Origin of the sequence: Brevundimonas sp. (assembly GCF_013912005.1) — a bacterium.
Taxonomy (GTDB): Bacteria; Pseudomonadota; Alphaproteobacteria; order Caulobacterales; family Caulobacteraceae; genus Brevundimonas.
Map to the genome: position 1 here is coordinate 44920 of NZ_JACESB010000016.1, position 12229 is coordinate 57148.

Sequence of the window (12229 nt, forward strand, 5' to 3'; positions counted from 1 at the left end):
TCCTCGCGATCAGCGGCGACGGGGGGCGAGGATGTCGCCGAGCCGGTCGGGGGTTCCGGGAATGCGCTCGAGGTGCGGGTAGCGCAGGCCGCCCGCATAGTCGAAGCGGAGGGTGCGGAAGCGGTCGCCGCGGCGCACCATCAGCTCGACGGGGGCGGCGGGGTCCTTCGCGGCGGTGATCGCGTCGGCGAGCGCCTTCGGGCTGGCGGCGCGGCCGTTCACGGCGACGATGTCCCAGCCGGAGGTCAGGCCCGCCTCGAAGGCCGGGGAGCCCCAGCGCACCGAGGTGATCCGGTTCGACCCGTTGGTCATCACGCCCAGCGAGTACTGGAAGTCGTTGCGGCCGTACTCCGCATTCAGAGCCTTCTGGTAGTCGTTCTCGGTCTCGCGCCAGACAAGGCGATAGCCGCCGCGCTCGATACCCCCGAGCGGGCCTTCGGCGTCCGGTCCGACGGCGTCGAGCCGGGCGCGCAGGAAGGCGGCCCAGTCGTTCGCCTGCACCTCGTCCAGCGTCGAGGTGACGTCGGCGAAGGTGTAGGGCGCGGGGTCGAAGCTGCCGTCCTGCACCCCGAAGAAGGCGCGGGCGAAGTCGTCCAGCGAGCGGCGGCCGTCGGAGCGTTCGCGGATCCAGGTGTCGGCGTCCAGCCAGATCATCGCGCCCTCGCGATAGTAGTCCTCGCTGCGCTGCAGGCTGGGCCAGGGCTGCGGGCGGCGCTGGGCGATGATCGGATCGTTGGTGGTGTCCTGCAGCGCCCGCCAGTCGCGGCCGGGGTTGTCGTCGTAGGTCGCCGCCGTCATGGCGAAGACGTCCAGCGCCTGCTGCTTGCTCATCAGCCCGGCCCGGGCGGTGAGGACGAGGCCCCAGTACTGGGTCTGGCCCTCGTACACCCAGAGCAGGGAGTTCTGCAGCGGCTCGTTGAAGGTCGCGGTCAGCTGGTCGGCCGGACGTCGCCACTTGCCGTTCCACGAGTGGGTGTACTCGTGGCCGAGGAGGTCCCGGTCGCCGAGCGTCGCCTGCGGCTGGGTGAAGTAGCGGACGTCGACGCTGTTCTCGGACGAGCGGTGGTGCTCCAGCCCGATGCCGCCGAGCTCGTCGGTGACCGCGACGAGGAAATCGTAGTGGTCGAAATGGCGGGCCCCGAACAGGCGGTCGGCCTGGTCGACGAGATTGCGGTGCAGCTCGATATGGGCGTCGGTGGCGGCCAGCATCTCCGGATCGTCGGCGACGACGTTCAGCCGCACCGGCGAACGGCCGCCGGGGTCGAGGTCGATCTGGCGGTAGTGGGCGCCGGCGAAGACCGGGCTGTCGGCGAGGTGCTCGAGGCTGATCGGCCGGAAGGTGGCGAGGCCGTCGACGAAGGACTCCGTCTCCAGCGCCACGCCGTAGTTCCATCCGGCGGGCAGGCGCAGCGACGGCCGGAAGGTGATGCCGCTGGTGTCGTAGCCGGCGGGATAGAGCAGCGCCTTCTCCCACTGGATGTTGAGCATCTCGTCGGTGATCACCACCCGGCCCTGGTTCCCCTCGATCGGGGTGAGCCACTTGAAGGCCACCTCCACAGAACTGGCGCCGGCGGGGACGTCCACCTGGAAGGCGTTGGTGTGAACCGTGTTGCGCACCCACGGCAGGGTCCGGCCGCCGGCGGTGATCTGCAGGTCGGCGATGTCGTCGACCGGGCCGACCGGGCCGTGGTTGCCGGGAATCCACTGCGGATAGAGCAGGACCAGCGGCCCGGGGCCGGCGACCGGAATGGTCTGGCGGACGGAGACGATGCGGCGATCGATGTCGGTCGCGTCCACGGCGATGTCGATGACGCCGGGAAAGGCGGCCGCCCGCGGGGCGGGGACCGGAGCGAGCGCTGCCGGCAGCGCCGGCGTCCCGACCTGGGCGGCGACAGGTCCCGCTCCCGCGAGGAGGACGAAGGCGCAGGCGGAGACCAGCAGGCGGGCGGACGGACGCATCATCGACGGGACTCGCGGCAGCAACGGCGGGAGGCGCAGAACACCCGTGCGCCGCGGGCCCGGTCAACCCGCGAGGGCCGCCGTCGCATTAAATCCCTGTCATGTTCCCGGTTCCGGCTCAGCCCGCCGGCTTCACCTCGAGCAGCTCGACGGTGAACAGCAGGGTCGAGTTCGGCGGCAGTTCGTCGCCGCCCACCCAGCGCTCGCCGTAGCCGAGCTCGGCCGGGATGACGAACTCGAAGGTCTCGCCCTCGCGCATCAGGGCCACGCCCTCGGTCCAGCCCTTGATGACGCGGCCGAGCGGGAACTCGGCGGGCTCGCCCCGGTCGTAGGAGCTGTCGAACTGGCGGCCGTCGACGAAGGTCCCGCGGTAGTGGACCCTGACCGTGTCGGCGGCGGTGGGCTGGCGGCCCGACGGATTGGCCCGGCCGACGCGGCGGTACTGGAGGCCGCTCTCCGTGGTGGTCCAGCCCCGCCGTTGGCCGTTGATGCGCAGGTACTCGCGGTTGCCGGCGGCCCAGCCTTCGGCGGTGCCGGTCCCGGGCTGGACGGCGGGCGCGGGCTCCGGCGTGGATGCGCAGGCGGCGAGGGCGAGGGCGGCGGCGAGCGGGACGAGGTGCTTCATGCGGCGACGCTAGCAGCTTGGCGGCGGTTGGCCAGTGGCTCCGCGGGCGCGCGTCGAGGCCTCTTCGAACTTTTTCCGCGCCCACCTTTATTTCGCCGTCAAAGCGAGTATATCAGCGCGTTCCGCTAACTCCGTCACGAGTCTGCGCGAAAGCGCCGAGGCCCGGTTTGTCGCCCTCCGACCGGTGCGAAGGCGCGCCCCTTCCCAAGGGGGCCCCGAATTCAGGCGTCCTGGAGCCGCGAGGCCCGAGGGTGGACGCCGAAACCGATGGCCACGGATCGCCGCCCGGCGGACCGTGGCTGCTGCATTGAGCGCGGGCTGCCCGGCCCGCCGCATTGGGAAGACAGAATGGCCAAGTCCAAAGCGGAACTCACCGTCAACGGTCAGTTCCTCACCGCCACCTCGTTCACCGGCAAGAAGCGCATCCGCCACTCGTTCGGCCGCATCCCGGAAGCGGTGCAGATGCCGAACCTGATCGAGGTCCAGCGCGCGTCGTACGAACAGTTCCTCCAGCGCGAGGGCCGTCCGGGCCAGCGCACCGATGAGGGCATCGAGGCGGTCTTCAAGTCGGTCTTCCCGATCAAGGACTTCAACGAACGCGCCATCCTCGAATACGTCTCCTACGAATTCGAGGAGCCGAAGTACGACGTCGAGGAGTGCATCCAGCGCGACATGACCTACGCCGCGCCGCTGAAGGTCAAGCTGCGCCTGATCGTGTTCGAGATGGACGAGGAGACCGGCGCGCGCTCGGTCAAGGACATCAAGGAGCAGGACGTCTACATGGGCGACATCCCGCTCATGACGGACAAGGGCACCTTCATCGTCAACGGGACCGAGCGGGTGATCGTTTCCCAGATGCACCGTTCGCCGGGCGTCTTCTTCGACCACGACAAGGGCAAGACGCACAGCTCGGGCAAGCTGCTGTTCGCCGCGCGGGTGATCCCGTACCGCGGCTCCTGGCTCGACTTCGAGTTCGACGCCAAGGACATCGTCTACGTCCGCATCGACCGCCGCCGGAAGCTGCCCGCCACCACCTTCCTGATGGCCCTGGGCATGGACGGCGAGGAGATCCTCAAGACCTTCTACGAAACCGTCCCGTACGAGAAGCGCGGCGAGGGCTGGGTCACGCCGTACAAGCCGGAGCGCTGGCGCGGGGTGAAGCCGGAGTTCGATCTGGTCGACGCCGACACCGGCGAGGTCGTGGCCCCGGCCGGGACCAAGATCAGCGCCCGCCAGGCCAAGAAGCTGGCCGACAACGGCCTGAAGTCGCTGTCGCTGGCGGCCGACGCCCTGCTGACCCGCTACCTGGCGGCTGACGCGGTGGACTTCCAGACCGGCGAGATCTTCGCCGAGGCCGGCGACGAGCTGGACCAGGCCACGATCAACCTGCTGGAAGAGAAGGGCTTCACCACCATCGACGTGCTCGACATCGACCACGTCACGGTCGGCGCCTACATGCGCAACACCCTGCGGGTGGACAAGAACACCGGCCGCGAGGACGCGCTGTTCGACATCTACCGCGTCATGCGCCCGGGCGAGCCGCCGACGCCGGAAGCGGCCGAGGCCATGTTCCAGTCGCTGTTCTTCGACGCCGAGCGCTACGACCTGTCGGCCGTGGGCCGGGTCAAGATGAACATGCGTCTCGAGAGCCCCGAGGTCTCGGACGAGATCCGCGTGCTGCGCAAGGAGGACGTGCTCAAGGTCCTGCAGATCCTCGTCGGCCTGAAGGACGGCCAGGGCGAGATCGACGACATCGACAACCTCGGCAACCGCCGGGTGCGTTCGGTCGGCGAACTGCTGGAGAACCAGTACCGCGTCGGCCTGCTGCGCATGGAGCGGGCGATCAAGGAGCGCATGAGCTCGGTCGACATCGACACGGTCATGCCGCACGACCTGATCAACGCCAAGCCGGCCGCGGCGGCGGTGCGTGAGTTCTTCGGCAGCTCGCAGCTGTCGCAGTTCATGGACCAGACCAACCCGCTGTCGGAGATCACCCACAAGCGCCGCCTGTCGGCGCTCGGCCCGGGCGGTCTGACGCGCGAGCGCGCCGGCTTCGAGGTGCGCGACGTGCACCCGACCCACTACGGCCGCATCTGCCCGATCGAGACGCCGGAAGGCCCGAACATCGGCCTGATCAACTCCCTGGCCACCCACGCTCGCGTCAACAAGTACGGCTTCATCGAGAGCCCGTACCGCCGGGTGAAGGACGGCAAGGCCCAGGACGAGGTGGTCTACATCTCGGCCATGGAAGAGGCGAAGCACGTCATCGCCCAGGCCAACATCGAGCTGAAGGACGGCGAGATCGTCGAGGACCTGGTCCCCGGCCGGATCAACGGCGAATCCCAGCTGCTGACCAAGGCCGACGTCGACATGATGGACGTGTCGCCGAAGCAGGTCGTCTCGGTCGCCGCGGCGCTGATCCCGTTCCTCGAGAACGACGACGCCAACCGCGCGCTGATGGGCGCCAACATGCAGCGTCAGGCCGTGCCGCTGGTGCAGTCGGACGCGCCGCTGGTCGGCACCGGCATGGAGGCGGTCGTGGCCGTCGACTCCGGCGCCGTGGTGGTCGCCCGTCGTGACGGCGTCGTCGAGCAGATCGACGGCACCCGCATCGTCGTGCGCGCCACCGGCGACCTCGACGCCGGCCGCTCGGGCGTCGACATCTACCGCCTGTCGAAGTTCCAGCGCTCGAACCAGTCGACCTGCATCAACCAGCGCCCGATCGTGCGCGTGGGCGATGAGGTGAAGGCCGGCGACGTCATCGCCGACGGCCCGTCGACGGACCTCGGCGAACTGGCGCTGGGCCGCAACGCCCTCGTCGCCTTCATGCCGTGGAACGGCTACAACTTCGAGGACTCGATCCTGATCTCCGAACGGATCGTGCGCGACGACGTCTTCACCTCGATCCACATCGAGGAGTTCGAGGTCATGGCCCGCGACACCAAGCTGGGGCCGGAAGAGATCACCCGCGACATCCCGAACGTCGGCGAGGAAGCCCTGCGCAACCTCGACGAGGCCGGCATCGTGGCCATCGGCGCCGAGGTCCAGCCGGGCGACATCCTGGTCGGCAAGGTCACGCCGAAGGGCGAGAGCCCGATGACCCCGGAAGAGAAGCTGCTGCGCGCCATCTTCGGCGAGAAGGCTTCGGACGTGCGCGACACCTCGCTGCGCCTGCCGCCGGGCGTGGCCGGCACCATCGTCGACGTGCGCGTGTTCAACCGCCACGGCGTCGACAAGGACGAGCGCGCCCTGGCCATCGAACGCGCCGAGATCGAGCGTCTGGGCAAGGACCGCGACGACGAGCTCAAGATCCTCGAGCGCAACGTCTACGGTCGTCTGAAGCCGCTGCTGCTGGGCAAGAACGCCGTCTCGGGCCCGAAGGGCCTGGGCCGCGGCGAGATCACCGAGGACAAGCTGGGCGAACTGTCGCGCGGCCTGTGGTGGCAGATCGCCCTCGACGACGAGAAGGCCATGGGCGAGCTCGAGGCCATGAAGAAGTCGTTCGAGGACGCCCGCAAGGCGCTCGACCGCCGCTTCGAGGACAAGGTCGAGAAGCTGCAGCGCGGCGACGAACTGCCGCCGGGCGTGATGAAGATGGTCAAGGTCTTCGTGGCCGTGAAGCGCAAGCTTCAGCCGGGCGACAAGATGGCCGGCCGTCACGGCAACAAGGGCGTCATCTCCAAGATCCTGCCGATCGAGGACATGCCGCACCTCGAGGACGGCACGACCGTCGACCTGGTGCTGAACCCGCTGGGCGTGCCCTCGCGCATGAACATCGGCCAGATCTTCGAGACCCACCTCGGGTGGGCCGCCGCGGGTCTGGGCAAGCAGATCCAGGGCCTGCTGGAAGCCTGGCAACAGGGCGGCCAGAAGCAGGCGCTGATCGACCACCTGCGCTCGATCTACGGCCCGGAGACCCCGCTGCCGGAGGACGAGGAGGATCTGGTCGAGCTGGCCCGGAACCTGTCGAAGGGCGTGCCCTTCGCCACCCCGGTGTTCGACGGCGCCCACATCAACGACATCGAGAACCTGCTGGAAAAGGCGGGGCTGGACCGTTCGGGCCAGTCGATCGTCTACGACGGGCAGACCGGCGAGCAGTTCAAGCGTCCGGTCACGGTCGGCTACATCTACATGCTGAAGCTGCACCACCTGGTCGACGACAAGATCCACGCCCGCTCGATCGGCCCGTACTCGCTGGTCACCCAGCAACCGCTGGGCGGCAAGGCGCAGTTCGGCGGCCAGCGCTTCGGCGAGATGGAGGTGTGGGCCCTCGAAGCCTACGGCGCCGCCTACACCCTGCAGGAAATGCTGACGGTGAAGTCGGACGACGTGGCCGGCCGGACCAAGGTCTACGAGGCCATCGTCCGCGGCGACGACAGCTTCGAGGCGGGCATCCCCGAGAGCTTCAACGTGCTCGTCAAGGAAATGCGCTCGCTGGGCCTGAACGTGGAGCTGGAGAACAGCTGAGGACGGGTGAGCGAGGAGTGAAAAGTGAGCGAAGAGGTGAGCCCCAGGGCAACTGATCTTCGCTCACCTCTTGCTCACTCTTCACTTTTCACAGCCGCCGCTCCGCTCTCATAGATTTTTCGCGGGTCCTCCCGCAGCAAGGAACCAAGATGAACCAGGAAGTCCTGAACATCTTCAACCCGGTCCCGGTCACCCCGACCTTCGACCAGATCCGGATCGCCCTGGCCTCGCCGGAGAAGATCCGCTCGTGGTCGTTCGGCGAGATCAAGAAGCCGGAGACGATCAACTACCGCACGTTCAAGCCCGAGCGTGACGGCCTGTTCTGCGCGCGCATCTTCGGTCCGACCAAGGACTACGAGTGCCTGTGCGGCAAGTACAAGCGGATGAAGTACAAGGGCATCATCTGCGAGAAGTGCGGCGTCGAGGTCACCCTGGCCCGCGTCCGCCGCGAGCGGATGGGCCACATCGAGCTGGCCTCCCCGGTCGCCCACATCTGGTTCCTGAAGTCGCTGCCGAGCCGCATCGCCCTGATGCTCGACATGGCGCTGAAGGACGTCGAGCGCGTCCTGTACTTCGAGAACTACATCGTCACCGAGCCCGGCCTGACCCCGCTGAAGCAGAACCAGCTGCTGACCGAGGACGAGTTCTACCGTTACCAGGAAGAGTACGGCGACGACGGCTTCACCGCCGAGATCGGCGCCGAGGCCGTGCGCAACCTGCTGATGGGCATCGACCTCAACGCCGAGGCCGAGAAGCACCGCGCCGAGCTGGCCGACAACCCGTCGGAAATGAAGGCCAAGAAGGCCTCCAAGCGGCTGAAGCTGATCGAGGCCTTCCTCGAGAGCGGCAACAAGCCGGAGTGGATGATCCTGACCGTCGTGCCGGTCATCCCGCCGGAACTGCGCCCGCTGGTGCCGCTGGACGGCGGCCGCTTCGCGACCTCGGACCTGAACGACCTGTACCGCCGGGTCATCAACCGGAACAACCGCCTGAAGCGCCTCATCGAGCTGCGCGCGCCCGACATCATCATCCGCAACGAGAAGCGGATGCTGCAGGAGTCGGTCGACGCCCTGTTCGACAACGGCCGTCGCGGCCGCGTCATCACCGGCGCCAACAAGCGTCCGCTGAAGTCGCTCGCCGACATGCTGAAGGGCAAGCAGGGCCGCTTCCGCCAGAACCTGCTCGGCAAGCGCGTCGACTACTCGGGCCGTTCGGTCATCACCGTCGGTCCGGAGCTGAAGCTGCACGAGTGCGGCCTGCCGAAGAAGATGGCGCTGGAGCTGTTCAAGCCGTTCATCTACGCGCGGCTGGACGCCAAGGGCCTGTCGGGCACCGTCAAGCAGTCCAAGCGGATGGTCGAGCGCGAGCAGCCGCAGGTGTGGGACATCCTCGACGAGGTGATCCGCGAGCACCCGGTGCTGCTGAACCGCGCCCCGACCCTGCACCGCCTCGGCATCCAGGCCTTCGAGCCGAAGCTGATCGAGGGCAAGGCGATCCGCCTGCACCCGCTGGTCTGCACCGCCTTCAACGCCGACTTCGACGGCGACCAGATGGCCGTGCACGTCCCGCTGAGCCTTGAGGCCCAGCTGGAAGCGCGCGTGCTGATGATGTCCACCAACAACATCCTGTCGCCGGCCAACGGCAAGCCGATCATCGTGCCGTCGCAGGACATCGTGCTGGGCCTCTACTACCTGTCGCTGGTCAAGGACGGGGAGCCGGGCGAGGGCAAGCTGTTCGCCAACATGGGTGAGATCGACGCGGCGCTCGACGCCCGGGTCGTGACCCTGCACACCAAGATCAAGGCCCGCTGGACCGAGATGAACGCCGCCGGCGAGGTGGTCACCAAGGTGATCGACACCACGCCGGGCCGGATGAAGCTGGGCGCCCTGCTGCCGATGAACCCGAACATCGGCTACCGCCTGCTCGAGAAGAACCTGACCAAGAAGGAAATCGGCAACCTGATCGATCAGGTCTACCGGCACTGCGGTCAGAAGGCGACGGTCATCTTCGCCGACCAGATGATGCAGCTGGGCTTCCGCGAGGCGGCCAAGGCCGGCATCTCGTTCGGCAAGGACGACATCGTCATCCCGCAGAAGAAGGTCGAGTACGTCGAGGAGACCCGCAAGCAGGTCGAGGAGTACGAGCAGCAGTACGCCGACGGCCTGATCACCAAGGGCGAGAAGTACAACAAGGTGGTCGACGCCTGGGCCAAGGCCACGGACAAGATCGCCGACGCGATGATGGGCGAGATCGCCCAGCCCCGCGTGCTGATCAAGGGCCAGAACCCCGACATCAACTCGGTGTTCATGATGGCCAACTCGGGCGCCCGCGGCTCGCAGGCGCAGATGAAGCAGCTGGGCGGCATGCGCGGCCTGATGGCCAAGCCCTCGGGCGAGATCATCGAGACGCCGATCGTGTCGAACTTCAAGGAAGGCCTGACCGTGCTGGAGTACTTCAACTCCACCCACGGCGCCCGGAAGGGTCTGGCCGACACCGCCCTGAAGACCGCCAACTCGGGCTACCTGACCCGCCGTCTGGTGGACGTGGCCCAGGACTCCATCGTCACCGAGGAAGACTGCGGCTCGACCCGCGGCATCACCCTGCGGGCGGTGGTCGAGGGCGGCGACGTGCTCGTCTCCCTGGGCCAGCGCGTGCTCGGCCGCTATGCGGCGGAGGACATCAAGGAGCCCGGCACGGACACCGTGCTGTTCCCGGCCGACACCTACCTCCAGGAGGAGGAGATCGAGGTCCTCGAGTCCGCCGGCGTCCAGTCGGTCAAGGTCCGCTCGGCCCTGACCTGCGAGGCCGAGGCGGGCATCTGCGGCATGTGCTACGGCCGTGACCTGGCCCGCGGCACCAACGTCAACATCGGCGAAGCCGTGGGCGTCATCGCCGCCCAGTCGATCGGCGAGCCCGGCACCCAGCTGACGATGCGGACCTTCCACATCGGCGGCACCGCGCAGGTGGCGGAGACCTCGTTCTTCGAGGCGACCAACGCCGGCGTGGCCCGGGTCACCGGCCCGACCGTCCAAGCGCCGCACGGCGACCTGGTGGCGATGAGCCGCAACGTCGTGGTCACCGTTTCCGTCGACGGCAAGGACCGCGAGACCCACAAGGTACCCTACGGCGCCCGCATCCGGGTCCGCGACGGGGCGGAGATCGCGCGCGGCCAGCGTCTGGCCGAGTGGGACCCCTACACCACCCCGATCCTCACCGAGGTCGCCGGCGTGGTGCGCTTCGAGGACCTGGTCGAGGGTCTGTCGGTCAAGGAAGAGACCGACGAGGCCACCGGCATCGCCCAGCGCGTGGTCAGCGACTGGCGCGCCAGCCCGCGCGGCTCGGACCTGCGTCCGGCCATGGGCATCACCAACGGCGACGCCTACGCCAAGCTGGCCTCGGGCTCCGACGCCCGGTACCTGCTGCCGGTGGGCGCGGTGCTGTCCGTGAACAACGGCGACGAGGTCAAGCCGGGCGAGATCATCGCCCGCGTGCCGACCGAAGGCGCCAAGACGCGCGACATCACCGGCGGTCTGCCGCGGGTGGCCGAGCTGTTCGAGGCCCGGCGTCCGAAGGACTGCGCGGTCATCGCCGAGATGGACGGCCGCGTCGAATTCGGTCGCGACTACAAGAACAAGCGCCGCATCAAGATCACCCCGGAGCCGGACGCGGACGGCAACCAGGGCGAGGCGGTCGAGTTCCTGATCCCGAAGGGCAAGCACATCTCCGTCCACGACGGAGACCTGATCCAGAAGGGCGACTACATCATCGACGGCAACCCGGATCCGCACGATCTGCTGCGCATCCAGGGCGTCGAGGCGCTGGCCGAGTACCTCGTCAACGAGGTGCAGGAGGTCTATCGACTGCAGGGCGTGCCGATCAACGACAAGCACATCGAGGTGATCGTTCGCCAGATGCTGCAGAAGGTCGAGATCCTCGACTCCGGCGAGACGACGCTGATCAAGGGCGACCATGTCGACAAGCCCGAGGTCGACGCCGAGAACGCCAAGGTCGAGAAGCGCGGCGGCCGTCCGGCGACCACCCAGCCGGTCCTGCTGGGCATCACCAAGGCGTCGCTGCAGACCCGCAGCTTCATCTCGGCGGCGTCGTTCCAGGAGACCACCCGCGTGCTGACCGACGCCTCGGTCAACGGCAAGCGGGACACCCTGGAGGGGCTGAAGGAGAACGTCATCGTCGGCCGGCTGATCCCGGCGGGCACCGGCGCCTACCTCCGCGCGCTGCAGAAGATCGCCAACGAGCGGGATGCGCAGCTGACCCAGGCCCGCGAGGACGCGGTCGAGCCGCTGCCGGCCGACCTGGCGCTGGAGCTGGAGCAGTCGGAAGGCTGATCCGGGTCCACATCGGACAGGAGGGCGGCCCCGGCGACGGGGCCGCCCTTTTGCTGTGTGGCGGCGCCGGCGCTCGCGCTGCAGGCGACGGGCCGCCCGGGGCGAACCCGCCGGCCGTTCGCGGGTTGTCCTTGCGAGACACGCAAGGAGACGCCCATGTCGACGCCCGAAGGCCTGAAGACCCCCAAGCGCATGGCGCTGGCGGTTCCGCTGGCGCTGGCGCTGCTGGTGTTCAGCGCCATCGCCATCTACGGCTGGACCCACTTCTTCGCGAAGACGCCGGCCCCGCAGCGCTATGAGAGCGCCGCCGAGACGGCGACCGCGCAGACCCCGCCGGCGCGCGGGCCGTACGAGCCCGTCGACGATCTCACCGAGCCGAACCTGAAGTAGGCTTCAGTCCCGCGGGCCGTCCCGCCGGGTGCGGATGTTGCTGGTCGAGTCCGGCCGCAGCGACGGGTCGAGGTGGGCGCCGGCGACCCCCATGCCGAAGTTGGAGCCGGGCCCGTCCTGCGGCCCCACGACGCCCACCCCGCCGGACAGCGGCCGGCGCCGCGCCTCGTAGCGGGCCAGCGCCCGCGCGCCCTCGGCGGCGAAGCCGGCGTCGCGCTCGGGATTCCCGCTGCCGGTGATGTCGGGCGCCGGACGGGCGGCGGCGCGCCGGTCGCAGACCGCCTGCTGGGCGGCGCTGAGTTCGCCGCGGAAGGCGCAGCCGGGCAGGCCGTTGCGCAGTCCCTGGCCGATGCGATCTCCCAGCGTCCGGGGACGGACGCGCCACGGGTCGACGTCGGCGGGCGGCGGCGGCGCGCCCGGCGACGTCGACCCGTGGCGCGTC

Annotated in this window: 6 protein-coding genes; 3 read left to right on the top strand and 3 right to left on the bottom strand. The window is 68.7% G+C overall.

The features are described from left to right. Window positions 1-9 precede the first annotated feature (9 nt). Both H2038_RS11050 and H2038_RS11055 read right to left on the bottom strand, forming a co-directional pair. Window positions 10-1962 (bottom strand): peptidase M61, encoded by a 1953-nt coding sequence (locus H2038_RS11050; RefSeq protein WP_292112954.1) that lies wholly within the window; start codon window positions 1960-1962, stop codon window positions 10-12. A 115-nt stretch (window positions 1963-2077) separates the two neighbouring features. Then, window positions 2078-2584 (bottom strand): FKBP-type peptidyl-prolyl cis-trans isomerase, encoded by a 507-nt coding sequence (locus H2038_RS11055; protein ID WP_292112957.1) that lies wholly within the window; start codon window positions 2582-2584, stop codon window positions 2078-2080. Between the two features lie 348 nt (window positions 2585-2932). Here H2038_RS11055 and rpoB point away from each other — a divergent pair, with 348 nt between their 5' ends. The 3 genes from rpoB (at window position 2933) to H2038_RS11070 (ending at window position 11787) form a co-directional block, all read left to right on the top strand. Then, on the top strand, window positions 2933-7051 hold the full coding sequence (rpoB, locus tag H2038_RS11060) for a DNA-directed RNA polymerase subunit beta (RefSeq protein ID WP_292112960.1): 4119 nt from the start codon (window positions 2933-2935) through the stop codon (window positions 7049-7051). Between the two features lie 149 nt (window positions 7052-7200). Next, a complete protein-coding gene (gene rpoC / locus H2038_RS11065; RefSeq protein ID WP_292112962.1) occupies window positions 7201-11397 on the top strand; it encodes a DNA-directed RNA polymerase subunit beta' in 4197 nt (1398 codons plus the stop codon). 156 nt (window positions 11398-11553) lie between these two features. Continuing rightward, window positions 11554-11787 (top strand): hypothetical protein, encoded by a 234-nt coding sequence (locus H2038_RS11070; RefSeq protein WP_292112964.1) that lies wholly within the window; start codon window positions 11554-11556, stop codon window positions 11785-11787. 3 nt (window positions 11788-11790) lie between these two features. On the opposite strand, the gene H2038_RS11075 is transcribed toward H2038_RS11070, so the two are convergent. Beyond that, the coding region (locus H2038_RS11075; RefSeq protein WP_292112967.1) for a hypothetical protein at window positions 11791-12229 on the bottom strand (439 nt) is incomplete at its 5' end.

What these genes read in the sequence shown, in the direction of transcription:
- H2038_RS11050 (WP_292112954.1), bottom strand. Translation starts at nt 1,962, where the DNA reads ATGATGCGTCCGTCCGCCCGCCTGCTGGTCTCCGCCTGCGCCTTCGTC.
- H2038_RS11055 (WP_292112957.1), bottom strand. Translation starts at nt 2,584, where the DNA reads ATGAAGCACCTCGTCCCGCTCGCCGCCGCCCTCGCCCTCGCCGCCTGC.
- rpoB (WP_292112960.1), top strand. Translation starts at nt 2,933, where the DNA reads ATGGCCAAGTCCAAAGCGGAACTCACCGTCAACGGTCAGTTCCTCACC.
- rpoC (WP_292112962.1), top strand. Translation starts at nt 7,201, where the DNA reads ATGAACCAGGAAGTCCTGAACATCTTCAACCCGGTCCCGGTCACCCCG.
- H2038_RS11070 (WP_292112964.1), top strand. Translation starts at nt 11,554, where the DNA reads ATGTCGACGCCCGAAGGCCTGAAGACCCCCAAGCGCATGGCGCTGGCG.